The organism is Rhizobium sp. Leaf341 (genome assembly GCF_001424325.1).
Taxonomy (GTDB): Bacteria; Pseudomonadota; Alphaproteobacteria; order Rhizobiales; family Rhizobiaceae; genus Ferranicluibacter.
Genome location: NZ_LMPE01000011.1, coordinates 35,609 through 60,722, shown reverse-complemented (window position 1 = coordinate 60,722; position 25,114 = coordinate 35,609). Strand labels below are relative to the sequence as shown.

Annotated in this window: 19 protein-coding genes; 12 read left to right on the top strand and 7 right to left on the bottom strand. The window is 64.5% G+C overall.

Translation table 11 applies throughout. From position 1 onward, the window contains the following. Positions 1–17: 17 nt before the first annotated feature. On the top strand, positions 18–2,522 hold the full coding sequence (locus ASG03_RS11510) for a tetratricopeptide repeat protein (RefSeq protein WP_062693662.1): 2,505 nt from the start codon (positions 18–20) through the stop codon (positions 2,520–2,522). 74 nt (positions 2,523–2,596) lie between these two features. Here the strand turns inward: ASG03_RS11510 and ASG03_RS11505 are convergent, their stop codons facing one another. Then, entirely contained in the window at positions 2,597–3,046 is a 450-nt protein-coding gene (locus tag ASG03_RS11505; protein ID WP_062693661.1) for a response regulator, read from the bottom strand. Positions 3,047–3,358: 312 nt separating this feature from the next. Here ASG03_RS11505 and ugpB point away from each other — a divergent pair, with 312 nt between their 5' ends. The 4 genes from ugpB to ASG03_RS11485 all read left to right on the top strand — a co-directional run bounded on the left by ugpB (position 3,359) and on the right by ASG03_RS11485 (position 7,544). After that, a complete protein-coding gene (gene ugpB, locus ASG03_RS11500) occupies positions 3,359–4,681 on the top strand; it encodes a sn-glycerol-3-phosphate ABC transporter substrate-binding protein UgpB (RefSeq protein ID WP_062693846.1) in 1,323 nt (440 codons plus the stop codon). A 74-nt stretch (positions 4,682–4,755) separates the two neighbouring features. Next, the gene (ugpA, locus tag ASG03_RS11495) at positions 4,756–5,637 is read left to right on the top strand and encodes a sn-glycerol-3-phosphate ABC transporter permease UgpA (RefSeq protein ID WP_062478284.1); all 882 of its coding nucleotides are present in this window, start codon (positions 4,756–4,758) and stop codon (positions 5,635–5,637) included. Between the two features lie 9 nt (positions 5,638–5,646). Continuing rightward, positions 5,647–6,495 (top strand): sn-glycerol-3-phosphate ABC transporter permease UgpE, encoded by an 849-nt coding sequence (gene ugpE / locus ASG03_RS11490; protein WP_062478281.1) that lies wholly within the window; start codon positions 5,647–5,649, stop codon positions 6,493–6,495. Then, positions 6,495–7,544 carry a sn-glycerol-3-phosphate import ATP-binding protein UgpC gene (locus tag ASG03_RS11485; RefSeq protein WP_062693660.1) on the top strand — a complete coding sequence of 350 codons (1,050 nt, stop codon included), beginning with the start codon at positions 6,495–6,497 and terminating at the stop codon, positions 7,542–7,544. The genes ugpE and ASG03_RS11485 overlap by 1 nt, the downstream gene beginning before the upstream one ends. Before the next feature lie 8 nt (positions 7,545–7,552). Here ASG03_RS11485 and ASG03_RS11480 read toward each other — a convergent pair whose 3' ends face one another. After that, the gene (locus ASG03_RS11480) at positions 7,553–8,206 is read right to left on the bottom strand and encodes a GntR family transcriptional regulator (protein ID WP_062478276.1); all 654 of its coding nucleotides are present in this window, start codon (positions 8,204–8,206) and stop codon (positions 7,553–7,555) included. A gap of 454 nt (positions 8,207–8,660) precedes the next feature. On the opposite strand from ASG03_RS11480, the gene ASG03_RS11475 reads away from it, so the two are divergent. The 6 genes from ASG03_RS11475 to ASG03_RS11450 all read left to right on the top strand — a co-directional run bounded on the left by ASG03_RS11475 (position 8,661) and on the right by ASG03_RS11450 (position 16,266). Beyond that, positions 8,661–9,872: an NRAMP family divalent metal transporter gene (locus tag ASG03_RS11475; protein WP_062478847.1), complete on the top strand. Its 1,212-nt coding sequence runs from the start codon at positions 8,661–8,663 to the stop codon at positions 9,870–9,872. A gap of 89 nt (positions 9,873–9,961) precedes the next feature. Beyond that, positions 9,962–10,750 (top strand): LamB/YcsF family protein, encoded by a 789-nt coding sequence (locus tag ASG03_RS11470; RefSeq protein ID WP_062693659.1) that lies wholly within the window; start codon positions 9,962–9,964, stop codon positions 10,748–10,750. After that, positions 10,747–11,553 (top strand): putative hydro-lyase, encoded by an 807-nt coding sequence (locus tag ASG03_RS11465; protein ID WP_062693658.1) that lies wholly within the window; start codon positions 10,747–10,749, stop codon positions 11,551–11,553. The genes ASG03_RS11470 and ASG03_RS11465 overlap by 4 nt, the downstream gene beginning before the upstream one ends. An 8-nt stretch (positions 11,554–11,561) precedes the next feature. Continuing rightward, the gene (locus ASG03_RS11460) at positions 11,562–13,160 is read left to right on the top strand and encodes a 5-oxoprolinase/urea amidolyase family protein (protein WP_062693657.1); all 1,599 of its coding nucleotides are present in this window, start codon (positions 11,562–11,564) and stop codon (positions 13,158–13,160) included. 49 nt (positions 13,161–13,209) lie between these two features. Beyond that, positions 13,210–14,940 carry an acetyl/propionyl/methylcrotonyl-CoA carboxylase subunit alpha gene (locus ASG03_RS11455; protein WP_062693656.1) on the top strand — a complete coding sequence of 577 codons (1,731 nt, stop codon included), beginning with the start codon at positions 13,210–13,212 and terminating at the stop codon, positions 14,938–14,940. Positions 14,941–15,252: 312 nt separating this feature from the next. Continuing rightward, entirely contained in the window at positions 15,253–16,266 is a 1,014-nt protein-coding gene (locus tag ASG03_RS11450) for an ROK family transcriptional regulator (protein WP_062693655.1), read from the top strand. On the opposite strand, the gene ASG03_RS11445 is transcribed toward ASG03_RS11450, so the two are convergent. The 5 genes from ASG03_RS11445 to ASG03_RS11425 all read right to left on the bottom strand — a co-directional run bounded on the left by ASG03_RS11445 (position 16,235) and on the right by ASG03_RS11425 (position 23,828). Then, the gene (locus tag ASG03_RS11445; protein WP_062478258.1) at positions 16,235–17,467 is read right to left on the bottom strand and encodes an ROK family transcriptional regulator; all 1,233 of its coding nucleotides are present in this window, start codon (positions 17,465–17,467) and stop codon (positions 16,235–16,237) included. The genes ASG03_RS11450 and ASG03_RS11445 overlap by 32 nt on opposite strands. A gap of 165 nt (positions 17,468–17,632) precedes the next feature. Continuing rightward, a complete protein-coding gene (locus tag ASG03_RS11440; protein WP_062693845.1) occupies positions 17,633–20,662 on the bottom strand; it encodes an alpha-mannosidase in 3,030 nt (1,009 codons plus the stop codon). 33 nt (positions 20,663–20,695) lie between these two features. Further along, complete coding sequence (locus ASG03_RS11435; protein ID WP_062478256.1) at positions 20,696–21,538, bottom strand: carbohydrate ABC transporter permease; 843 nt, start codon at positions 21,536–21,538, stop codon at positions 20,696–20,698. Further along, positions 21,538–22,437, bottom strand: a complete 900-nt coding sequence (locus tag ASG03_RS11430; protein WP_062478832.1) for a carbohydrate ABC transporter permease — start codon at positions 22,435–22,437, stop codon at positions 21,538–21,540. The genes ASG03_RS11435 and ASG03_RS11430 overlap by 1 nt, the downstream gene beginning before the upstream one ends. A 95-nt stretch (positions 22,438–22,532) precedes the next feature. Then, on the bottom strand, positions 22,533–23,828 hold the full coding sequence (locus ASG03_RS11425; RefSeq protein WP_062693654.1) for an extracellular solute-binding protein: 1,296 nt from the start codon (positions 23,826–23,828) through the stop codon (positions 22,533–22,535). Positions 23,829–24,065: 237 nt separating this feature from the next. On the opposite strand from ASG03_RS11425, the gene ASG03_RS11420 reads away from it, so the two are divergent. Continuing rightward, positions 24,066–25,088 (top strand): ABC transporter ATP-binding protein, encoded by a 1,023-nt coding sequence (locus tag ASG03_RS11420; RefSeq protein ID WP_062693653.1) that lies wholly within the window; start codon positions 24,066–24,068, stop codon positions 25,086–25,088. Positions 25,089–25,114 lie beyond the last annotated feature (26 nt).

Genomic DNA, 25,114 nt, shown 5'->3' with positions numbered 1-25,114 from the left:
GTCTACCGGGAGTTCCCATGACCACCGCCCGCATCCTGCTTTTCTCGACGCTGGTCGCAGCAGCGGCAACGGCAACCTATTACGGGTCCGTCTTCTGGCCGAAGGCTGAACTGTCGACGGGCTCGATCGTCGCTCCGCCTGCCGTCGACGAGACAGGCAACCGGCTGAGCCTGGTCCCGCCGACCCCCGCCGCGCGCCGCAGCGAGCCGCGGCCGGCCGACCTGTTGCAGGACCTGCCGCCGGCAGCGGCCCTGCCCGAGACGGGTGCCGAGACGGAGACGGGCGCCAAGCCAGAGACAGTGTCCGACACGCAGACGGGGGCTGAGACGAAAACGGAGGCTGAGGGCGAGGCTGGAACGGCAGCGGAAACCCGGGATGCTGCCACTGAGGCCTCCGTCGACGGACCCGTCGACGAGAAACCGCAGGCCATTCCGGATGCGACGGTGAAACCGGAGCCCGTGATCAAGGCGCAGGTGCAACCGCAAACGCCCGCCAAACCGCCGGAAGGTGCGCCCGCGACCGCCGCGGCGCCTGCAGCGGCAACACCTGCAAAACCGAGCGTCGATGAAGGTGCTCTGCGATACTTCGCGCGTCAGGGCGACACCGTCCGGCTGCAGGCAGAGATCGCGCGCTTGCGCACGCTCTATCCGGACTGGGAACCTCCGGCGGATCCGCTGGCCGCTCCACCCAATGCCGATACCCAGCTGGAGGCCATGTGGGCGCTCTACGCCGAAACGCGCTACGCCGATGTCCGCAAGGCCATTGCCGACCGCCAGGCACGCGAGCCCGGCTGGCAGCCTCCGGAGAACCTGCTCGCCATGCTCGCGCTCGGCGAAGCCCGGCAGCGTCTCCTGAACGCCTCCAATCTTCAGCAATATCCGATCGTGGTCGATGTCGCAGCGGAAATGCCCCAGCTTCTCGTATGCAGCGAGATCGACATTCTCTGGCGTTTGGCGGAGGCCTTCGCAAAGACCGACCGCGCGCAGCGCGCGGTGGATGCCTATACCTATATCCTCTCGAGCTGCACCGAAAGCGCGGACCGGCTGGCGACGGTGCAGAAGGCGGCTTCGCTGCTGCCCCGCCCGCTGGTCGAGCAACTGCTGACACAGGAAAAGACCGATCCGACCGGCAAGGGCGAATTCGAGCCGGTCAAGGACGATCTGGCCCGCCAGTTCGTCGCGTCTGCCGGCGAAGACCCCAAGCTGGTCGTGCCCCCGACATATCTCTCGCGTCTCGAGCATGCCGCCGAAACCGGTGGGAAGGCCTCCGACGCCCTGCTGCTCGGCTGGTACTATCTCCGTCGCGACGCGACCGAGCAGGCAGAAACCTGGTTTCGCAAGGCGCGGACGGCGGAGGACTCCGCTACGGCGTCCCAAGGTCTTGCGCTGACGCTCGTCGCCCGAAAAACACCGGGGGAAGCGGAAGCCGTGCTTTATCCCTGGCGCGACACGTCCGACGATACGCGCGCGACCTATCTGGCGGCGGCGTCAAATCTGTTGGCGCTCGATCCGCCGGTCGTGATCGAAGCGGACGTGCTGCAACGCATCGCGCAGGAGGCAATGCGCGCCCGGAGCGCCGACGTCGCCCAGCAGTTCGGCTGGTATGCGCGCGCCTTCGAACAGCCCCAGCTCGCACTGCAGTGGTTCTCGACATCGCTGACCTGGGCGCCGGAGACGGAGCCCTCCGCCTATGGGCTTGCGATCACGGCAAACCAACTCGGCAGGGCACGCGATGTCGCCCGCATCCAGAGGCAGTGGGCTGGTCGCTCACCGCGGATCGCACTGCTCGGCGAACAGCAGGACGACGTGGAAACCGCGCGCAGATTGCCGGCCGCAACAGTTGCCGACGAAGCTCCGCAGCAGCCCGAGCGGCAAAGCGCGCGTGCGTCATCGGGAGAGGCTTCGACACAGGCGAGCGTCGAACCGGCAGCACCGCCGCGGCAGCGTCCGGCGCGCTCAGGCGCCGCGAGGCGCAACGTCGCATCGGCGTCGGGTCGAGGCTGCAGCACGTCCACGGACCCGTCCGGTCTCTCGGCCGGCGAGGCGCTTCGGCATGGCTGGTGCCTGATGGAGTTGAACCGGCCCCTCGAGGCTGCACGTCATTTCGACGCCGCCATCCGCGCCGGGGATACGCGCATCCGCAGCGAAGCCGCCTATGGCCAGAGCCTTGCCTATCTGCGGCAGGGCCTGACCGACAAGGCATCGGTCGCAGCGACGCGTGGCTCTATGGATGCCGGGAAGGCAACCGAGATCCAGATCGCCCTTCTGACAAACCGTGCCTTGGCCGCCTTCGACCAGAAGCGCTTCTCCGAGGCCCTGATCCTGCTCGAACGCCGCGCGCAACTTGCGCCCGAGCGCGTCGATCTGATGGTACTGCGCGGCTACGCTCTTCTTGGGTTGAAGCGGTTCGGCGAGGCGATCCGCACGTTCGAGGCGCTCGCTGCGACCGGAAACCAGGACGCCATTCGCGGCCTTGCCAACGCTCGCGCGGCGACACCTGCAGCGGTTTCCTCGCGCCACTGAGAACAGGCGGCGGAGACACACTCTCCGCCGCGCCGGCCGGCTCGTCAGGTGATCCATGGACGCCGAGGAAATCCTCAGCCGGCAAACAGCGTCATCTCGGGCGGCACGACGGCCAAGTCGCCCCGCCGGCGCGCGATTGCATAGGTCAACGCACCGCGCACCGCTTCCCGGCTGACAGGTTTCTTCAGAACGCCCATCGTACCGGGAACGCCGGTTCCCAGCGCTTCCGGATCCGATGTGGTGAAGATGACCGTGACATCGTGATCCCGTGCGAGGATTCGGCCGATCTCCGGGCCGCTCGGCCCGTCGGCAAGGTTCACGTCGACGAAAGCGATCGCGGCCAGACCGCCAATGCGAAGAGCGTGCTTCTTCCGGCTGGCAAAACCGACGACGCCCGCATTCAGGCCTGCGGCTGACACGGCGTCTTCCAGATCGAGCGCCAGCAAAAGATGATCTTCGATGATCACGACGGGATAGTCGATGATCGGACGGCTCTGCCACCGGCGGACTGTGTTCTCGGTCATGACGCATTACCCATTTGACATTGAGACTGCAGCTGAAATGGACAAAGACCAGCTTTGTTCCAGTTTTATTTAACATTGAGCCAATCTTGAATCGTTAACGAAGTATTAACCGGATTTCAGAGCTGTTCCGACCGTTTTATACTTCGGCGGCGGGTACTGCTGGCGGATGCATGATCGTGGACGATGGTCGATTGTCGGTTGCCGCCCCGGAAAAAGCCCGGCATATGTAACCGATTGGTGACGGTCGAGGAGGATCGTCGCGCTGAGATCGCGAAGCGGCTTGTCCTGCTTTGCCAAACCGGGAGGACGTTCATGTTCAAGACATTCCTGAAGGCATCGACCTTGAAGGCAACGGTAGCGGCTCTTGCTTTGTCGGCTACCGGACCGCTCGCCGCATCGGCTGCGACCGACCTGCAATGGTGGCATGCGATGACGGGGGCGAACAACGAGGTCGTCAACCAGCTTGCCAAGGAGTTCAACGAAAGCCAGTCGGACTATACCATTACGCCGGTTTTCAAGGGCACCTATCCCGAGACGTTGAACGCCGGCATCGCCGCGTTCCGCTCCGAGCAGCCACCCGCCATCATCCAGGTGTTCGACGCGGGCAGCGGCGTGATGATGGGCGCCGAGGGTGCGATCATGCCGGCCGCCGAGGTGCTGCAGAAGGGCGGCTTCACCTTCGACAAGTCGCAATATCTGGCCGGTATCGCGGCCTACTACTCCAAGCCCGACGGCACGATGCTGTCCTTCCCCTACAACTCGTCCTCGCCGATCCTCTATTATAACAAGGATATCTTCGCGAAGGCCGGCCTGGACGCCGAAGCGCCGCCGAAGACCTGGCCGGACGTGTTTGCTGCCGCAAAGAAAATCAAGGCGAGCGGTGCCGCATCCTGCGGCTTCACCTCCACCTGGCTCACCTGGATCCAGACCGAAAATCTCGCAGCGTGGAACAATGTGCCATACGGCACCAACGAGAACGGCCTTGGCGGCAACGACGTCAAGCTCGAGTTCAACGCGCCGCTGTTCGTCGAGCATTTCCAGGCGATTGCGGATCTCGCGAAAGATGGCACCTTCCGGTATGGAGGCCGGACATCGGAAGCCAAGCAGTTGTTCATGTCCGGCGAATGCGCGATCCTGACGGAATCGTCCGGTGGCCTCGGCGACATCGTCAAGTCGGGCGTCAAATACGGGATCGGCCAGCTCCCCTATTACGAAGGCCATGGGCCGCAGAACACGATCCCGGGCGGCGCGAGCCTCTGGGTGTTCGGCGGAAAGAGCGATGCGGAATATGCGGGCATCGCGCAGTTCTTCAATTTCCTCTCCCAGACCAAGATCCAGGCAAGGCTCCACCAGGTCTCCGGCTACATGCCGGTCACCAATGCCGCCTATGAAGACACCAAGAAATCCGGGTTCTACGACAAGAATCCGGGCCGCGAGACGCCGATCCTGCAGATGATGGGCAAGGCACCGACCGAAAACTCCAAGGGCGTGCGTCTCGTCAACCTGCCGCAGGTTCGCGACATCATGAACGAGGAATTCGAAGCGATGCTGGCCGGAAAGCAGGATGCGAAGGCTGCCCTCGACAAGGCTGTCGAACGCGGCAATGCGGCGATCGCGGAAGCCATCGGCAACTGACCTGTCCTCACCGGCGTACCGACCCCTTTTGACGGGTCGGTACGCCGCCCGACTGCCGTCCCGAGGAGCACCCGGTGCACAACGTCGCCTTTCCCAACAAGATCCTGCCGTACCTGCTGGTCGCCCCGCAGATCGTTCTCACGGTGATCTTTTTCTTCTGGCCCGCAAGCCAGGCGCTCTACCAGTCCGTCATGCGCGAGGATCCGTTCGGCCTGAAAAGCGGCTTCGTCGGCCTTGCCAATTTTCGTGCCGTGCTGTCGGATCCGAACTATATCCACGCCCTGCAGGTCACCGTGGTCTTCAGCATTCTGACCGCTCTTGTCTCCATGGGCGTCGCGCTGTTGCTGGCGACGGCTGCCGACAAAGTGGTGCGCGGCCAGACCTTCTATCGGACCCTGCTGATCTGGCCCTATGCCGTTGCGCCGGCCGTGGCCGGCATGCTCTGGCTCTTCATGTTCAATCCGGCCATGGGGACATTCGCCTACCTGTTGCGTCGCAACGGCTTTGGATGGGACCCCTTGCTGAACGGCGAGCAGGCGATGGCACTCGTCGTCGTCGCTGCCGCATGGAAACAGATCAGCTACAATTTCCTCTTTTTCGTCGCCGGGCTGCAGGCCATTCCGAAAAGCCTGATCGAGGCAGCATCCATCGACGGCGCGCGCGGCGCGCGACGGTTCTGGACGATCGTCTTTCCGCTGCTGGCGCCGACCACGTTTTTTCTGCTCGTGGTCAACACAGTCTACGCGTTCTTCGACACGTTCGGCATCATCCATTCCGTGACCGGCGGCGGACCTGCAAAGGCAACGGAGACGCTGGTGTACAAGGTCTACAATGACGGCTTCGTCAATCTGAACCTGGGCTCCTCGGCCGCCCAGTCCGTCATCCTCATGGTGATCGTGATCGCACTCACGGCGTTCCAGTTCCGCTTCGTCGAGAAGCGCGTGCACTATGGTTGAGGCCTCGAGATGATCGAAAAACGCCCCATCGCCAACCTCGTCGGCCACGCCATCCTGATGCTCGGCATCATCATCGTCGCCTTCCCGATCTATTACACGTTCATCGCGTCCACGGCGACGTCGGAGGCGATCATCCGCCCGCCCATGTCGCTGCTGCCGGGCGGCCACTTCGTCGAGAACTACACGGAGGCGCTGACGGGTGGCGTCGAACGCGTCGTCGGCGTGAGCCTCGAACGGCTGCTCTTCAATTCCTTCGTGGTCGCCATGGCAATCGCGGTCGGCAAGATCGTCATCTCGTTCCTTTCTGCCTTTGCCATCGTCTTCTTTCGGTTTCCGTTCCGCATGGCGTTCTTCTGGATGATCTTCGTCACGCTGATGCTGCCGGTCGAGGTGCGCATCCTGCCGACCTACAAGGTCATCGTCGATCTCGGACTGATCGACACCTATGCAGGATTGACCCTGCCCCTGATGGCGTCGGCGACGGCAACGTTCCTTTTCCGGCAGTTCTTCCTGACCATTCCGGGAGAACTCGTCGAAGCGGCGCGCATCGACAATGCGGGCCCGTTCCGTTTCATGCGGGATATCCTTCTGCCGCTGTCGAGCACCAACATCGCGGCCCTGTTCGTCATCCTCTTCATCTACGGATGGACGCAGTATCTCTGGCCGCTGCTGGTCACGAACGACGCGAAGATGAACACGGTCATCATCGGCCTGCGGCGCATGGTGGACTTTACGGACGCGTCCACGCCGTGGAACTACGTGATGGTCACGGCGATCCTCGCCATCATTCCCCCCATTCTCGTCGTGGTGCTCATGCAGCGCTGGTTCGTCAAAGGTCTCGTGGAGACGGAAAAATAATGGCCAATATCGTTCTCAACGACGTCCGCAAAAAATATGGCAATGTCGACGCCATCAAGGGCATTTCGCTGGATATCGCCGATGGCGAATTCCTCGTCCTCGTCGGACCCTCCGGCTGCGGGAAATCAACGCTGCTGCGCATGATCGCAGGCCTGGAGAGCATCACCGGCGGCGAGATCTCGATCGGCGGACGCGTGGTCAACACGCTGGAACCCTCCGAACGCGACATCGCCATGGTCTTCCAGAACTACGCGCTCTATCCGCACATGTCGGTACGCCAGAACCTGGCCTATGGCCTGAAGAACCGTAACACGCCCCAGGCCGAAATAGACCGGCGCATTGCGGCGGCCGCAAAGGCTCTGGAAATCGAAGGTTTTCTGGAGCGCAAGCCGCGGCAGCTCTCGGGCGGCCAGCGCCAGCGTGTCGCCATGGGCCGCGCGATCGTGCGCGAACCCGCGGCCTTCCTGTTCGACGAGCCGCTGTCGAACCTCGATGCGAAACTGCGTGTCCAGATGCGCGTCGAGATCAAACGGCTGCAGAAATCCCTGAAGACGACCAGCGTTTACGTCACGCACGACCAGATGGAGGCGATGACGCTCGCCGACCGGCTCGTCGTTCTGAACGGCGGCGTGATCGAGCAGGTGGGAACGCCGATCGAACTTTACGAAAGGCCGGCAACCACCTTCGTCGCCACCTTCATCGGCTCCCCCTCCATGAACCTGCTGCCCGGCGTCTCGAGCGATGCCTGGAGTCTTGATCCGGGCATCCCGTTGCCGGCGAAAAGCGCGACACTCGGCATCCGTCCGGAGGATCTCCACCTCTCCGAGGATGGCCGCACGGGCGATGCCTTCCGCGCGGATGTGAAGGTCGCGGCGGTCGAGCTCGTGGGTGCGGAAAGCTACGTTCACGGGCATCTGACGAACGGCCAGCCGATCATCTTCCGCGTTGCGGGCCGGTCCCGCATCCTGATGGACGACATGGTGCCGGTCGCCGCAAACCGGCAGGCCCTACATCTCTTCGACGCGGACGGCCACCGCACCGATGGCTAAAGCGCGCGTCAGCCGATCCTTGAAAATGCGGCGAGGACGGTGCGCTCCGACTGTGTGAGGTAGGCCTCCAGCAGGTCGGCCGCCTCCTGCGTCCGTCCGGCTTCGAGATGGTCGAGGATCGCGGCGTTGAGATCGACATACGGCGCATGGAGAAGTTCGGGGTCGGCAAGCAGGCCGAAACTCAGACGAAGCTCTGCGGCGATCTGGGCATAGAACGCATTCAGCCGCTCGCTGTCGGCCAGCTCGACGATACCGGCGTGGAACACCATGTTCTGGCTTCCGACGCTGCCCCAGTGCTCGGCGTCGCGCGCGACTTTGGCAGCCTCGACGGCCCGCCGCATGCGGGCGACCGCGGGGTGGTGCGGGTAGGCCCCGGCCAGCGCCTGACACTCGATCATGCGCCGGACCCTGTAGATATCCAGGATCGACGCCATGCTGGGCGTGGCGACGAACATGCCGCGATTGGGTTCGTGCCGCAGCAGGCCTTCCTTCGTGAGGAGACGGAAGGCCTCCCGAAGCGAGTTGCGCGAGACGGCGAAATCCGCGCTCAGCGCCGCTTCCGACAGGCGTTGCCCCGGCTTCAGTTCACCGGCGATCAGCCTGTCCCGGATCTTCTCTGCAAGGCGCGGCGCCAGCGCCGATATCATGTCCTGTTCTGCCATCGAAAACGCGGTCCCCCAGGCACCCCATGCGTTGCGTGCGCGCCGTCATCGCAGCGATATCGCGGATCATGTCCAAGGGAAACCTCCTGCGATCGATCTGAGCGCCTCTTCACACGATTTCGACGGCATGCCGGGAGGGGCGCGGCAGACTGTCGAGACATTCACGGAGTCCAAGAGGGCAAATGCCCTATCCTCTTGCTGAAAAGACCGGCAACGCCTCGTTTTTCTGCTTGCTCGCAGAGCAGTCTGCCAAGAATTTGAACATTAACGTAGAACGATGCAATAAAATCGTTGAACGATATTGACAGGGTTGTGAAACGCGGCGACCTTACTCCGATAAAACAGCCGCACGACCCTGGGCTCATAGGGCGACGCGGACAACAAAGAGGGTAACATGGCCGAAACACCCATATCGTCTCCCGCACCGTCGCAGGGCAATCCCGCAGCCGGTAGCATGTCGACAAAGTCTCGCAGAGCGGCGCTGGTTGCCGCCATCTTCCTGATGGCCACCTCCGCGATCGGTCCGGGCTTCATCACCCAGACGGCGACCTTCACGACGAAGCTCGGCGCTGCCTTTGCGTTCGCCATTCTCGCCTCCATCGTCATCGATTTCGTCGTCCAGCTGAACATCTGGCGGATCGTCACGCTGACGAAGATGCGCGCCTCCGATATCGCCAACGCCGCAGTCCCCGGCACCGGCTATCTGCTCGCCATTCTCGTGATCGTCGGCGGACTGTTCTTCAATGTCGGCAACATCGGCGGCGCCGGCCTCGGCCTGAACGCGATGCTCGGTGCGGATCCGAAGTGGGGCGGCGCGATCAGCGCCCTGATCGCCATTGCCATCTTCCTGTCCAAGAAGGCCGGCGTTGCGATCGATCGGCTCATCGTCGTGGCCGGCATTCTCATGATCGTGCTCACGCTCTATGTCGCCGTGGTCTCGGCACCGCCGGTCGGCGACGCGCTGTTTCAGACGTTTCTTCCGAGCACGATCGATTTCGCCACGATCACCACCATCGTCGGCGGCACGGTCGGCGGCTATATCACCTATTCCGGCGCGCATCGCCTGCTCGACAAGGGCACGGTCGGCATCGAGAATCTCGGCGCGGTCAATCGCGCAGCTCTGACCGGCATCGCCGTGACGGGTCTCATGCGCTACGTGCTGTTCCTCGCTATCCTCGGCGTGGTGGCCAGCGGGGCCGTCATCGATATCTCCGGAAAGGGCGCGAATCCTGCGGCCCAGGCGTTCCAGGCGGCCGCCGGCGATGTCGGTTACCGCATTTTCGGCGCCGTGCTCTGGTTCGCCGCCATCACCTCGGTCATCGGAGCGGCCTACACGTCCGTATCCTTCATCACGGTCTTCAAGAAGGACATCTCCGAGCGCAGCCGCAACATTGCAACGGTCATCTTCATCGGCGTGTCGCTGCTGGCCTATGTCCTCATCACGACACCACCCGCGCAGATGCTCGTGTTCGTCGGCGGGCTTAACGGGCTCATCCTTCCCATCGGCCTGTCGATCTTCATCTATGCGGCCTGGGCACGCTCGGACCTGATGGGCGGCTACCGCTATCCGCGCTGGCTTCTCGTGCTGGGTGTGCTGGCCTGCGCCCTTACCTGGTACATGGGGTACCGCTCGATCGGCCCGATTTTCGCGCTGTTGACCGCATAGGGCACCAGAACCACCCGGGCGCGACGCGGTTTGCGTCCGGACACACACCATCTCGGTGACGAGCCAACGACCAAGGGTAGGAGCGCGACATGAAAGCCATCGATCTCAACAGCGACCTCGGCGAAAGCTACGGCGCCTGGGACATGGGTGACGATACGGCCATGCTTGCCATCGTCTCCAGTGCCAACATCGCCTGCGGCTTTCATGCCGGCGATCCCGGCGGGATCCTGCGCACTGTCCGCGCCGCTGCTCATCACGGCGTCGCCATCGGCGCGCACGTCTCGTATCCCGACCGCGTCGGCTTCGGCCGGCGCGACATGGACGTCACATCGGACGAACTCATCGCCGACGTCATCTATCAGATCGGCGCCCTGAAGGGCATGGCGGCGGCCGCCGGATCCAGGGTCAGCTACGTCAAGCCGCATGGCGCCCTCTATAACAAGATCGCCAACGACCCGAAGCAGGGGCAGGCCGTCATTGACGGCATCAAGGCGATCGATGACGGCCTCGTCCTGATGGGGCTTGCCGGCACGCCGATCCTTGATCTCGCGCGCCGCGCCGGACTTGCCGTCGTCGCCGAGGCCTTTGCCGACCGCGCCTACACGCCGGAGGGCCGGCTTGTTTCCCGCAGGGAGGCCGGCGCCGTGCTTCACGACCCTGAAACCATCGCGCAGCGCATGATCCAGCTGGCCCGCGACGGCACGCTGACCGCCATCGACGGCTCCACCATCCGCATCGAGGCGCAATCGATCTGCGTTCATGGGGACAGCCCCGGCGCCGTTTCGATCGCCCGCGAAATCCGACGTGCCTTCGAAGCAGAGGGACTTTCGGTGAGATCGTTTCTGCCGCGCGTCGAAAACACCGGGAGATCCTCGTGATTGCCATCGAACATCTACGCCATGTCGACGCAACCTGCGCCCGGGAGGCCCGCGCGCGTTACCGCGCCGGCAGTGTCGCGCCCACATCCGGTGTCGCGCCCGGCTTCACGCAGGCCAACATGATCGTGCTGCCGCGCGATTGGGCGTTCGATTTTCTGCTCTACGCCCAACGCAACCCGAAAGCCTGTCCGGTTCTCGACGTGTCGGACCCCGGATCACACAGCACCCTGCTCGCGCCCGACGCGGACCTTCGGACCGACGTGCCGCTCTACCGCATCTGGCGGGACGGCAAGCTTGCGGAAGAAACCGCAGACGCCCGGGCCGCCTGGGCCGAGCATCCCGATCTCGTCAGCTTTCTGATCGGGTGCAGCTTCACCTTCGAGACGCCGATGGCCGAAGCCGGCATCGAGATCCGCCACATCACCGACTGCTCCAACGTGCCGATGTATCTGACCAATCGGCCCTGTCGCCCGGCCGGACGCCTGCACGGCAATCTCGTCGTCTCCATGCGGCCCATCCAGGCCGGTCGTGTTGCGGATGCCGCAACCATCTCCGGTCGCTTTCCGGCCGTGCATGGCGCACCGGTCCATGTCGGCGCGCCGGAGGAGATCGGGATTGCCAACCTCGCAAAGCCGGAGTTCGGCGACGCCGTGCGGATCGAACCCGGCGAAGTTCCCGTATTCTGGGCCTGCGGCGTGACGCCCCAGGCGGCCGTCATGGCCTCCGGCGTGCCCTTTGCCATCACCCACGCGCCGGGGCACATGTTCATCACCGATATTCCGGATTCGGCCTACCACGCCTGAGGATCACGATGCGCTTTCTCCCCGTCAGCCTGACCACACTGCTTGTCGAGCTTGCCGATCTCCAGGAAACGTTGGCGCTGTTTGCCTCGCTGGAGGCCGAACCGGTATCCGGCATCGTGGATCTTGTGCCGGCCGCCCGCACGTTGATGATCCGTTTCCAGCCAAGCTCCACGACGCCGCAGGCACTAGCGCGAGAGGTCGCAACGCGGGATCTCTCTGCGCGTATCGCACCGTCCGACAAGCGCGTCGACATCCCCGTGCGGTACGAAGGCGAAGATCTGGCCGACGTCGCCGAGCTCACGGGCCTCGCCGTCGACGAGGTGATCCGTCGGCATGTGGACAGCGCGTTCACCGTGGCCTTCTGCGGCTTTGCGCCCGGTTTCGGCTATCTCGTCGGCGGAGACCCCGCTCTGCAGGTACCGCGTCGCCAGAGCCCTCGCACCCGTATTCCGGCCGGGTCGGTGGCGCTCGCTGGCGCTTTCAGCGGGGTCTATCCGCAGGAAAGCCCCGGAGGCTGGCAGATCATCGGCGTGACGCCCAAAAAGATGTGGGACCTGTCGCGCGATCCGCCCGCGCTCTTCCAACCGGGCTACCGCGTGCAGTTCTACGATCTGGCGAAACGCTCCTACAGCGTGGCTTCACCGATCTCCCCGGAAACGGTCGTCGCCTCGAATGCCGATGCAGGCGGCGTGTCCTTCACCGTCCTTGCCGCGCCCATGCCGGCGCTTTTCCAGGACGCGGGCCGCTTCGGCCAGACCGGGCAAGGCGTCTCCTCAGCCGGCGCGCTCGACCAGGGCGCCTACCGCGCCGCCAACCGCGTGGTGGGCAATCCGCCTGGTAAAACCTGTCTCGAACTGACGCTCGGCGGCTTTTCCGTCTCGGTTTCCGGCCGCACGGTCATCGGCATCACCGGTGCTCCCTGTCCGATCGAAATCCGGGATGTCGAGGGGCGCGTGCAGCAGGCCGAGACATACCGTCCGATCTCGCTGGAGCCCGGCGATGTCGTGACCTTGGGCGAACCTGCCAGAGGTATGCGCAGCTATCTTTCGGTGCGTGGCGGCTTCGACGTGACACCCATTCTCGGCAGCACCTCGACCGATACGCTCGCCATCGTCGGCCCGGATCCCGTGATCAAGGGGGCCGTTCTCAAGGCCGGCACCGATATGGCGGGGCTTGAAGCGGTGTCGATCGAGGAAACGGCAGCCTTCGTTCACCCCGCAGCGAACGACATCGTCACGCTGGACGTGGTGCTGGGGCCGCGCAGCGACTGGTTCACCGAAGCGGGCCTCGATGCGCTGTCGTCCCAGGTCTTCCACGTGACGCCGCAATCCAACCGGGTCGGCATTCGCCTGGCGGGCGATACCCCGCTGGAACGTCGGGACAAGGCGGAGCTGCCGAGCGAGGGGACCGCCACCGGAGCGATCCAGGTGCCGCATAGCGGGCAGCCCGTCCTGTTCCTCGCCGATCATCCCCTGACCGGCGGCTATCCCGTCATTGCGACGGTTGCCGACTATCATCTCGACCTGGCCGGCCAGATCCCGGTCAATGCCCGCATCCAGTTCCGGCCGATCGCGCCGTTCGCAGACATCGTGCCGGCCAAGGCCTGATGCGCCTGCTCGTGCCCTTGCCATCGGCCACCTCAGAGGGAGGATACGCATGAAGAAAGTTCTGATCGCCAATCGGGGCGAAATCGCCGTCCGGATCATTCGTGCCTGCCGCGACTACGGCGTCGGCTCGGTCGCTGTCTATGCCGATTGCGATATCGATGCGCTGCACGTGCGCCTGGCGGACGAGGCCTATGGCCTTGATGGCAACCGGCCTGCCGACAGCTATCTCGACATCGACAAGCTGATCGCCATCGCCAAGCGGTCCGGCGCGGATGCTGTGCATCCCGGATACGGATTCCTCTCGGAGCGAGCCGAGTTCGCGCGGGCTGTGCAACAGGCAGACCTCATCTGGATCGGCCCCGATCCTCACGTCATCGAAGCGCTCGGCGACAAGGTCGAGGCGCGGCGAATCGCAACCCGTGTCGGGGCCCCGCTCGTGGCCGGCAGCGACGGCCCGGTCGAAACCGCAGCAGAGGTCATCGCCTTTGCCGACGCTCATGGCCTTCCCGTCGCCATCAAGGCGGCCCATGGCGGTGGCGGGCGCGGCCTCAAGGTCGCGTGGAAACGCGAGGACATTCCGGATCTCTACGACTCCGCCGTGCGGGAGGCGACTGCCGCCTTCGGGCGCGGCGAGTGTTTCCTCGAGCGCTTCCTCGAAAGGCCTCGCCATATCGAAGCGCAGGTGCTGGCCGATCGCCACGGAAATGTCGTCGTGCTGGGGACGCGTGACTGCTCCCTGCAGCGTCGCAACCAGAAGCTCGTCGAGGAGGCCCCTGCCCCCTTCCTCAGCGACGCGCAACGGAACGAGATCCATCGGTCCGCGGCCAGCATCTGCAAGGCCGCCGGCTATACCGGTGCGGGCACCGTCGAATTCCTGCTCGGCATTGACGGCACCATCTCGTTTCTCGAGGTCAATACGCGCCTGCAGGTCGAACATCCGGTGACGGAGGAAACGACGGGTATCGACCTCGTGGTTGAGCAGTTCCGTGTTGCCGATGGGCTTCCGCTCGGCGTTCTGGAGACACCGGCGCCGCGGGGCCATTCCATCGAGTTTCGGATCAATGCGGAGGATCCCGGCCGCGGTTTCCTGCCGACGCCCGGCACCATCACCGAGTTTCGTCCGCCTTCAGGTCCCGGCATCCGCCTCGACAGTGGCGTCGTCACTGGATCGACGGTGCCAGGGACCTTTGATTCCCTGACATCGAAGCTGATCGTCACCGGCGCGAACCGGGAGCAGGCCCTGGCACGCGCCCGTCGGGCCCTGGCCGAATTTCGCATCGAGGGCATCGCCACTGTCCTGCCCTTCCACCGCGCTGCCATCGAGACCGCCGATTTCCGGGGCGAAGACGGCTTCAAGGTGCATACGCGCTGGATCGAGACGGATTTTGCCGCCCTTCCCGAGGCGGCTCCCCGCCCCGTTGTGCCGACGCCAGCCGGCATGATGCGCACACATATCGAGATCGACGGCCGCCTCCACGCCGTCGGCCTGCCGACAGCGCTGCTTGCAGGGCTCGGCGGGGCCGGTGGGACACCGGGCACACCAGCGGTGGGAACCCCAGCCACGGTCGATGTCACGGAGGTCATCGCCCCTATCTCCGGGACGCTGCAGGTATGGAAGGCGGTTGACGGCGATGAGGTCCAGGAAGGCGAGCTGATCGCCATTCTCGAGGCCATGAAGATGGAAACACAGGTCACAGCCCATCGCTCGGGTCGCTTGCGCATCGTTGCCGAACAGGGCGCCTACCTCTCCGCCGGTACGGCGATCGGTTCGATCGCTTAGGCTCCCTCGTCATTTGCGGGCACATCGCGCTTCCACTCTTGCGAGGGAACGCCAGACGTTGCAGGGTCGAGACGGCTCAAGCGTCATGTCCGGCGAACGCATGCCTCGGCGCGGGAGCGGACATTTCACGGGCGCGAGGAACATGCACCAGATGCCTGACGACAGAAGGAACGGGAAACGGCGGTCGTGTGCGCACGGGCTGACACCGGTCAACATGGGAGACCGAGACCCATGAGGCCGGGACAGCGGTTGACGCGCACGACGTCACGGAGCCTTATAGCGGAGGAGCCCGGGATCGGGCCGGGGCCGGGCATGAGCCCCGGAGACATTGCCGATCACAATTCGCGGGTCGCGCTGAGCCTCCTCAGGACCTTTGGGCCGCTGACCCGGCAGGAGCTGTCCAACCGTCTCGGCCTGACCGAACCAGCCGTAACGGGCATCATGAACCGGCTCGATGCACAGGGCCTGGTCCTGAAGCGCAAGCGCGCCGGGACCGGGCGCTATCATGCCGCGGAATTCACGCTGCAGCCCGGGGGCGCATGCGGGCTGGGCGTCAGCCTGTCCGCCGACGCGGCCGAGGTGGTGCTTGTCGATCTCCTAGGCGCGGTCCTCGCGCGCGAGGTCCTTTCGGGGTCCGACATCGGGGCAAAGCTGCCCGAAGCGGTGAAGGCGGTGCTCGCCAAAGCCGAGGAGCGTGCACCCGTCGGCCTCGGCTTCGCCTTTGCCCCGGACTGTGCCCCTGAAACGGAAACGGTGGAACGACTTCTGCCGGGGCGCCCCGTCTTCTTGATGCCGGATACGGAGGCCTGTCTGACCGGCGAACGCCTGCTCGGGCTCGGCGAGCCGGAAGGGGGGCTGGTGGTGGTGCTGATCGACGAGACGGTTCGGGCCGGACTCTTCATCGGCGGCAAGACGTTTCGCGGGATGAACGGGCGGGCAGGCCAGATCGGCGACATGCGTCCAGGACGGCTGCACCCGAGCCTGACCGAAGTGGCCAACATCCGGGCGTATCAGCGCGCGCGAGACGCCGGACCGCCGGCGCTTTCCGACTGGATCGAAACCGTGGCCGGGCGCCTGCTGGAAGCGGTCGTCGCCATCGCCGGCTTCGTCTCGCCCGGCGCCCTGCTCCTCGGCGGAGCGCTTCCGGATATCGTGCTCGATCGCCTCATGGCCTGCATGCAGGTTCAACGCACCGATCAGGCACGCACCTTCGTGGCCGCACCCTGGATTCCGCCCATCCGGCGCGTCTCGCTGGACGGCGGCGGCATCGGGATCGGGGCCGCGATGACGCCGATCATGGAGCTGTTGCTCGCGCGGTCAGCCTGACGCCGTTTGGATGAGCCGACAGCGGGACGCGCTCCCGTTGCGCCGCCTCCGCGGTCGGCAGGCACAGCCGATGGGCAAGCGGCATGGTTGCCGCCCCCAGCGCCGCGGCATCGTCCGATCCCGCGGCGCGATGCAGGGAGGGCGGCGTCACGCCGCGGCGGGTGATCTCCTCGCGGGTGTAGACCAGGAGCTCATCGATCATCCGGACCGGGAGACGCCCGCCGATCAGCACGGCATCGGGATCGACGATCATGCCGATGTCGATGATGGCCTCGGCCAGCGTGATGCTGATCCTGCGCAGCCAGGCGCTGACGAGCCCGCGCGCCGTGCCTGTCAGGGCGGCCAGCTCCGTCGGCGTGGAAACGGAAACGCCGTGCTGCCGCAGATGATCGTAGAGAATGAAAAGCGAAAACATCTCGCCGAGCGGCTGCGTCTTGCCGGAGCAAGGCCCCTCGTCGATCACGACAGGCAGCCACCCGATTTCGCCGCCGAGACCACTTGCACCCTTGTGGCGCATGCCGTCGATGACGAGACTGCCGCCAAGGCAGGCGTTGACGAAGATGTAGAAGAAACTGCTGATTTCGGTACCGAAGCCATATTCGATCTCGCCGAGGGCCGCGGCGTTGGCGTCGTTGTCGATGAAGACAGGATGGCTGGTGATGCCGGCAAGCGCGCCCCGCACGTCGAAGCCGCTCCACCGGGCATAGGTGTCCGGGCGGCCAATGACCGGCACTTCGCCGAGCCAGTCGGGGATGGCGAGGCCGATCCCGGCCAGCCGCGGCTCCTGGATGACCTTTCGCCGCAGGAAGGACGAAACCGCGTCTCCCATCAGCGCGACGAAGGTCTCCGGCATCAGGAAGCGTTCCTCGTGGTGAATGCGCCCGCGCACGGCACCGGTCGCGTCCACCGCAACGACGGTCAGATGGTCGCGATCGATGTTGGCGCCGATCGAGAAGACGCCTTCGGGATCGATCTCCAGCTCGATGGCCGGCTGCCCGCGCAGGCCCTGACGTCGCCGCGCCTCCATGACGACCCCTTCATCGAGCAGGCGATCGACGATCCGCGTCACGGTCTGTTTTGTGAGCCGGGAGCGGTGTGCGAGTTCCGTGCGCGAGATCGGAGCTTCGCGATAAATATCACTCAGGATCGTGGCGCGGTTCTGCGCCGCCGCCTGCTCGCCATTGGATCCGGCAAAGGTCACACGACACCTCTCTTCATGCTCGAACGAACGCCCCGCGCCGCACGGCTCTCGCCTCGACGGAAACGGACATTCGCCCTGGTCTCGCGGAGGTGAAAAAGGCCCGCACGTCTTGCGACATGCGGGCCAAGGTAGGCCAAAGAGGCCGGGGGAGAAAGGCTCGATCGATCAGCTTCGTGTGAGACGCCAGCTTTTGACCTCGAAAGGCAAGAGGCCGGTGGCGGCAACGTCGTCCATCGGCTCTTCGAGGATGGTCACCGGTGCGCTCATTGCCCAGCCGTCGGGCAGCGTGACCGAGAAATCGCCACGCCGGCCTGCCGGCTCGAAAACGCGCAGCACGAGATCGTCGCCGTCCTCGCTCGGCTTCAGTCCCGAAAGTGCCGCGTCGATCCCCTTCGGTGCGAGCGGCTGCCAGGCACCGACCGCGCGATCCGTTACCGGAAGAACCACGAGCGGCTGGTTCAGCTCCTCGGCTTCCTCGCGCACGCCGCCTTCATACCAGGTGCCTGCATGCGGCATCAGGGAATAGGTGAAGGCCTGATATCCCTCGTCCGCCATGGGGTCCGGATAGATCGGCGAGCGCAGGAGCGAGAGGCCCAGCACGCTGCCCCGCATGCTGTGCCCATACTTCGCGTCATTGATCAGCGCCACACCGAAATCGGGTTCGGACAGATCGACGAAGCGGTGCGCCGGGGCCTCGAACATGGCTTCGTCCCAGGAGGTGTTGGATCCGGTCGGCCGCTCGAGCACGCCATAGGCGCATTCGCAGGTCGCCATCCGGCTTTTCACGGCAAGCTCGCTGAGGCTTCGCAGCATGACGCGTCGGTCATGCCAGTCGATCTCCGTATGGATATCGAGACGCCGCGCATTCGCCCCAAGGCTCAGCGTCTGCACGATGCTGGAATGGCGCCACGTCCGTTTGATGCGGATCGCGGCACGGTGCGGACCCGTCTCGACAATCTCGATCGCGTCGAAACCGGTGATCTCCTCGGCCTTGTCGACGTAGTCGTTCTCGACATCCCACGCATCCCAATTCCGCGGCTTGTCGGCCGTATAGGCATACAGCCTGTTGCCGCGCCCTTCGATGGCCTCCCGGCCCGTCGGCTTGTGCAGGAGACTGGCGATTGATCCATCTTCGGCGAGCGTCACCTTGAGGGTCGCGTTCTCCAGCGTGTTCTTCGTGACCTTGAGGCCCGGTGCCGGTGCGATGGCCGAGGCCGGAAGGACGGCAATGCCGAGCGGGGGCACCGATCCTTCGGCCGACACAGGTCCGTCCGGCATGTTCAAGCGGATCGCGCGCGACGACAGGGACGGGTTGACGACGAGCACGGTGCCGCTTTCTCCACCGGACGCGGCTGGCAGGCGACGCGCGAGGGCGGACATCGCCTGATCGAGCGCGCCGGCTCCCTCGGCAATGGCGCCATCGAGTTCGCGGACGGCATCCACATAGACCTCGGCGATCGAGGAACCGGGCAGAATGTCGTGGAACTCGTTCTTCAGGACGACGCGCCAAGTCGGCTCCAAGGATGCGGGACGATCCGCCCCCATCAGATGGGCGAGACCTGCAACGGTTTCCGCCGTGATCAGGGTCCGTTCGGCCTTGCGGTGGAGGCGTTTCACCGCACTCTGACTCGTCAGCGTCGCGCGGTGAAGCTCGAGATAGATTTCGCCCTGCCAGACGTGCAGAGCCTTTCGGGACGCCGTCTTGTGCGCGCCGTCGAAGAAGTCCTCGACGCGGGTCCATGCCGCTTGCGGGATTGCCGGGAAGACGCGCAGCTGCTCTTCGCGCGTGACCATTTCCGGCGTCACGCCGCCGCCGCCGTCGCCGTAGCCGACGCACAGCAGCGTCGTTTCGTGCTTGTCCTTCTGGCGAAAGTTCTTCCAGGTCGGGACGAAGCAGTCCGGCCGTACGAAGCCGTTATAGCCCTGCATCGGGTTGTCGAATGTGTGCGCGAGAACGCGGCTGCCGTCGATACCTTCCCACCAGAAGAGATCCGCGGGAAACCGGTTCGTCTCCGACCAGTTGACCTTGATCGTGAAGAAGCTCTTCATGCCCCCCTGGCGCAGGATCTGCGGCAGCGCGCCCGTGAAACCGAAGCAGTCCGGCAGCCAGCAGACGGTGTGGCGCAGGCCGAAGGTCTTTTCGAAATAGCGCTGTCCATAGAGCACCTGTCGCGACAGGCTTTCGCCGGTTGGCATGTTGGTGTCAGGCTCGATCCAAAGGCCGCCCACGGTCTCCCACTTTCCGGCTTTCACCTGCTCCTTGACGCGCTCCAGTAGATCCGGGTCGTCTTCCGCGATCTGCGCGTAGTAATGTGCGGTCGACTGGTTGAAACGGAAATCGTTGGACCCCTCCATCAGCGAAAGGGCCGTGTGGAAGGTGCGCCGGATCTTTCGGCGCGTCTCGTCGTAGGGCCAGAGCCAGGCCAGATCGATATGCGCATGGCCTGTCAGCGCGATCTTCCCCTGCGGCGGAAAACGCTCGCGGAGCGCGGCAAGGCGCGCCATCAGTGCGTCATAGGCCTTGGTCACGCTCGCGCGGTGATGGTCGTCGAGGCCCGCCGGCTCGGACTTCAGGTCCGGCAGCTGCCAGATCTTCTGCTGCATCGGCGCCATCGACGTGCGCGAGACGTAATCGGCCGTCGCCGACGGCCAGTCGAGCGAGCGAAGCGCCTCCTCGCCGGCGTCCAGCAGATGCGGCACGACGTCGTGGCCTTCGAGAACGGCGATGGCCTCCGCGATCTGGCGGACGAGCAGCCAAAGCCTGTCGACCGACGGCTCCAGCCAAAGAAGCTCGGCGCGTTCGAGATGCGGCTTGCGGACGGGTTCGCCGAACGGCAGACGGGCGACGGTTTCCGATGTCACGGTGAAGCGTGTCGCGGGCACGCCGAACTCGCGATGGTACGGATCGAGCCCGACCGTCTTCGCCGTGCCATCCTCCGAGGCGATCGTGATCAGGCTTTCGCCGCCGAGGTCGACGTAGAGGCGTGTATCCTCCAGCGGCCAGCCGGCCGGCACGACGGCGAAGCCTGCAAACCGCTGCGTGCCGCGGACCTGGGGCCAGGCTTCGCCCAGCGCGATCGGCGTGTCGTTGCAACGCCAGCCCTCGATCTGGACGGTCTTGTGGACGCGCCAGAATTCAAGTTCGGCCATGCGCACCTGGAAGCGCTCGAGACGTTGGGCAAGTGTCAGTGTCATGATCTTCAAGTCCTGGTCTGTGTCATGAAAGGATCAACCCTTGACCGCACCGGCGGTCATGGCGCCAAGGATCAGGCGCTGCAGGGAAAGGAAGGCGATGATCGCCGGCACCACGGAAACGAGGCAGGCAGCGGCGAGCAACTGGATCGAGCTATCGTTCTGGGTCCCGGCATACTGGAAGATGCCGACCCCGATCGGCGTGAGGGCTTCGCGGGTGATGAGCAGGAACGGCACGAGGAACTGCGACCAGCCGGCGATGACCGAGATGATGAAGGCGGACGCGATGCCCGGCGTGGACAGCGGCAGGATGACGCGCACGAACACGCCCCACCGATTGCAGCCATCGATCAGTGCGGCCTCGTCGAGGCTCTTGGGGATCCCGTCGATCGATCCCTTGAGAATCCATGTGACCGTGGGAACGGCGAGCGCGATGTAGACCATGACGACGCCGAAGTGGCTGTCGGTCAGCCCGATCGCGGCCATGTAGCGGTAGAGCGGCACCATGATGACGAGCGGCGAGATCATCTGCACGGACAGGATGGCCATCATCCAGGCGCCCTTGCCGCGAAACCTGAAGCGCGAGAACGCGTAGGCCGCCGGCAGCGCCACGACGAGGCAACCGATGGCGCTCAGGGAGGACAGTTTCAGTGCGTTCCAGAGGTAACCGAGGAACTTGTCCGATGAGAGGATCATGGCGAAGTTGTCGAGGGTCGGCGCCTTCGGGATGAACCGGCTGACGCCGAGAAACACTTCCTTGCGGGTGCGCAGGGCCAGCGACAGAAGCCAGAGCAGGGGCCATGCGAAGAAGACGAAGATCACCAGCATGAACAGGTAGCTGAGCGCATCGCCCAGCCTCTCGCGGGACGCGGCCGACATCATTCATCTCCCTTCGGAAGGAACACGGCATAGACGAGAGCAAGACCCAGGCTGATCGCGAGCATCAGGATCGACAGCACGGCACCGACCGACAGGTCGTAGTTCCGGAACACGATGTTGAACGTATAGAGCGAGAGCACTTCCGTTGCCCGGCCGGGGCCGCCGCCGGTCAGCGAGATGATCGCATCGAACGTGTTCAGCGTCTGGATCGTGATCAGGATCATGTTGACGAGAATGGCGGCACGCAGCTGCGGCAGGGTCACGTGGAGCAGCCTCTGGCGGGCGTTGGCGCCATCGACGGAGGCGGCCTCATAAAGAACAGGGTCGATGGCCTTCAGTGCCGCATACATGACGACCATGGAGAAGGCGGTCCCGCGCCAGACGTTCGACAGCACGACCGACCACATGACGAGATCCGGATCCGACAGCCATTGCACCGGTGCCGCCCCGAGAAGACGCAGGATGCTGTTGAGCCCGCCGAACGGCGCTTCGTTGAAGAGCATCTTCCAGATGATGCCGCCCGCAATGCCCGGGACCACCCAGGCGACCAGCGCGGTCGTGCGTACGATCGTCGTTCCGAACAGGCCGCGCCCCTCCCCGCGCACCACCACGAGGGCGATGACAAGGCCGAGCACCTGCTGGGCGACGACGCTCGACGCGGTGAAGACGAAGGTGACCCACAAAATCTGCGCCAGCTCCGGCCGCGACAGTGTGTCGATCAGCGTGGAAAGCGTGTAGGTGCCGTCGTTTGCCAGCAGCGTCGCCCGCATGAAGGCGAGCCGCATGACGTCGAAGACGGGGTAGAGGTAGAACAGGCCGAGCACAAGGATGAGCGGCAGCACCCAGGGGGCCACCCGCGGAGCATCGTGCCGGCTGCTGCGCGCGAGACCGGCGGCCATGGGGCGTTCAAAGGTTGCATTCCGCACTGTCATGATCGGTCCAGCCTTGCGCGTGAGATGCACGGCGCGAGATCACTCTCGCGCCGTGCCGGGTGCTAGAGGCGGCCGAAGGCGGCCGTCGATGCCTTGAAGGCTTCGTCCACGGCCGCATCCGTGGCTTCCGCACCGGTCAGCACCTTGCCCATCATGATCTGGATCTGGTTGGAAATCTCCGGATAGACCGGTGCGCCGGGACGGGCCTGACCGACCTTCAGCGCTTCGCCGAACGCCTTGTTGGTGTCGCTCGAGAAGATCTTGTAGGTGGAATAGAAGTCGGCGCGGGTCGGCAGCTGCTCCTGCAGTTCGTTGGCAGGCCCCATGTAGATCTCCCGCGCGAGGTTGGCGCACATCTCGACCTTGGCCGGATCCTTCGAAAAGGCAGCGACTGTCCAGCCACCTGTGCCCGTGGAACGCTCGTCCTTCGTCGGTCCGGGCAGCCTCGAGAAGGTCCATTTGGCCAGCTCTTCGGGCTCGAGAACCGTTTTCAGCTGGTTGTACTGCCAGTTGCCGCCGACAAACAGGGCCGACGTACCGGCCGCTGCGGCCGCGTTGAAGTCGTCGTAGTTGCCGATGGTCGCCACGCGCTTCGGGGCCGCACCGGATTCAACCAGGTCACGATAGTAGTTGACGGCCTTGATGAACTTTTCCCGGTTTTCGCCCTCGCCGAAGATCGGCTTGCCGGCATCGTCCACCAGCTTTCCGCCCTGGCCCCAGAAATTCGCAAGCCAGTCGAACGTCGTGCCTTCGTAGCGGCCGCCATTGAAGAGAATGCCCTCCATGCCCTTTTCGACCGAGGTCAGCGCTGCCTTCTTCGTATCGTCCCACGTCTCGGGCGCATCCGGGATGATCTCGGTGTTGCGGTAGAGCACCCGAAGGTCGGTCGACCACCACCATGCGTAAATCTGCCCGTCTGCACCCGTTACGCCGTCGCGGATGAAGGGAAACAGCTGGTCGATCTCCTCCTTCTTGAAATACGGCGAGAACGACTGCAGCACGCCGGACTTCTTGAAGAGCGGGAGAACAAAGCTGTCGACCGCTGCGCAATCGGGCGCATTGCCGGACTTGGCCTGTTCGAGCATGCGGGCCTGTTCCTGGCTGATGTCGCCGGACATCATCTGCAGTTCGACCTGCCAACCTGCATGATTGGCGACGAACGCGTTGAACAGCTTGCTGTAGCCTTCGGCAAGAACCGGGTCGTTGTTGCGCGGACCATCCGAGGTCATGCGGAAGACGAGCTTGTTCGGCGCGTCCGGCGGACCGACGGTATCGCCGGTGATCGTATCCTGCCCGAAGGCGGAAACCGGCAGCGCCATGGCGACGGCCGACAGGAGCGTGAGAATTCTGGTGTTCATTTCAAATGTCCTCCCCAAACGTTGTCATGCGGCCGACAATCGTCTCGCCGTGGCGATGCCCGAAGCGGCGGCAGCGTTTACATCCTCGTCTCGCGGAGGGCGACTGCCACACGCATGTCGCCGGCCGCCTCTGCTCCCTACCGGCCCCATCGCCTCCAACAACGATCTTCCCAGGCCGTAGAAATTAGATTAAATCACTTTTGTTTTGTGTCAAGCCACACTCTTGGGAGGATGATGATGGGGCGTTTGGAACTTGAAGACATCCGGAAATCCTACGGCGTTCTGGAGGTGCTGCACGGCATTTCCGTGACGGCCGAGGACGGCGAGTTCCTCGCGCTGGTTGGCCCGTCCGGCTGCGGAAAATCTACCTTGCTGCGGACGATTGCCGGGCTGGAGGCCATCACATCCGGTGATATCCGGATCCAGGGCACACGCGTCAACGATCTTGCCCCGCGAGACCGCGACATCGCCATGGTCTTTCAAAACTATGCGCTTTACCCGCACATGACGGTCGCATCCAACATGGGTTTTGCCTTGCGACTTGCAGGCCTTGCGAAGAGCGAGATCGGCCAGCGCGTTGCGTCCGCCGCCGAAATCCTCGATCTGACACGCTATCTCGACCGAAAGCCGGTTGCGCTGTCCGGCGGGCAGCGCCAACGCGTCGCCATGGGACGCGCCATCGTCCGCGCCCCGAAGATCTTCCTCTTCGATGAACCCCTGTCCAATCTCGATGCCAAACTGCGCGTGCAGATGCGCGGCGAAATCCGCGAGTTGCAACAACGACTTGCGACCACGACGGTCTATGTCACGCATGATCAGGTCGAAGCCATGACGATGGCGGACAAGATCGTGGTCATGAATGGCGGAAAGGTCGAACAGGTCGGGCACCCGCTCGATCTCTATCGCAAGCCTGCCAATCTCTTCGTGGCCACCTTCATCGGATCGCCGCAGATGAACCTGATCACGGGGCGGCTGGCAGACGGATACCGAGCATCGACCCTCGGCGTACGGCCGGAACATTTCGACATCCAGGCGACAAGCGGCACCGGTGCCGGAACGGCCGACGACGGGTGGTATGGGCGGGTCGTTGCTGCCGAATACCTCGGAAGCGACACCTATCTTGTCGTGGAGGTCGAAGGCGCGCCCCGCCTGCAGATCAGAACCCATGGCGGTCTGGTGCTTCCCGTCGGACAGGGCGTCCGGATCAAACCGCAGGACGCCTTCCTGTACCGTTTCGACGATCGCGGCGTCGCTCTCTAGTCTGCCACGCTTATCAAGGTAAATCC

Bases quoted from the DNA above. Each gene is read 5' to 3' on its own strand.
- ASG03_RS11510 (WP_062693662.1), top strand. From the start codon at position 18: ATGACCACCGCCCGCATCCTGCTTTTCTCGACGCTGGTCGCAGCAGCG.
- ASG03_RS11505 (WP_062693661.1), bottom strand. From the start codon at position 3,046: ATGACCGAGAACACAGTCCGCCGGTGGCAGAGCCGTCCGATCATCGAC.
- ugpB (WP_062693846.1), top strand. From the start codon at position 3,359: ATGTTCAAGACATTCCTGAAGGCATCGACCTTGAAGGCAACGGTAGCG.
- ugpE (WP_062478281.1), top strand. From the start codon at position 5,647: ATGATCGAAAAACGCCCCATCGCCAACCTCGTCGGCCACGCCATCCTG.
- ASG03_RS11485 (WP_062693660.1), top strand. From the start codon at position 6,495: ATGGCCAATATCGTTCTCAACGACGTCCGCAAAAAATATGGCAATGTC.
- ASG03_RS11480 (WP_062478276.1), bottom strand. From the start codon at position 8,206: ATGGCAGAACAGGACATGATATCGGCGCTGGCGCCGCGCCTTGCAGAG.
- ASG03_RS11475 (WP_062478847.1), top strand. From the start codon at position 8,661: ATGTCGACAAAGTCTCGCAGAGCGGCGCTGGTTGCCGCCATCTTCCTG.
- ASG03_RS11470 (WP_062693659.1), top strand. From the start codon at position 9,962: ATGAAAGCCATCGATCTCAACAGCGACCTCGGCGAAAGCTACGGCGCC.
- ASG03_RS11460 (WP_062693657.1), top strand. From the start codon at position 11,562: ATGCGCTTTCTCCCCGTCAGCCTGACCACACTGCTTGTCGAGCTTGCC.
- ASG03_RS11455 (WP_062693656.1), top strand. From the start codon at position 13,210: ATGAAGAAAGTTCTGATCGCCAATCGGGGCGAAATCGCCGTCCGGATC.
- ASG03_RS11450 (WP_062693655.1), top strand. From the start codon at position 15,253: ATGAGCCCCGGAGACATTGCCGATCACAATTCGCGGGTCGCGCTGAGC.
- ASG03_RS11440 (WP_062693845.1), bottom strand. From the start codon at position 20,662: ATGACACTGACACTTGCCCAACGTCTCGAGCGCTTCCAGGTGCGCATG.
- ASG03_RS11435 (WP_062478256.1), bottom strand. From the start codon at position 21,538: ATGTCGGCCGCGTCCCGCGAGAGGCTGGGCGATGCGCTCAGCTACCTG.
- ASG03_RS11430 (WP_062478832.1), bottom strand. From the start codon at position 22,437: ATGGCCGCCGGTCTCGCGCGCAGCAGCCGGCACGATGCTCCGCGGGTG.
- ASG03_RS11425 (WP_062693654.1), bottom strand. From the start codon at position 23,828: ATGAACACCAGAATTCTCACGCTCCTGTCGGCCGTCGCCATGGCGCTG.
- ASG03_RS11420 (WP_062693653.1), top strand. From the start codon at position 24,066: ATGGGGCGTTTGGAACTTGAAGACATCCGGAAATCCTACGGCGTTCTG.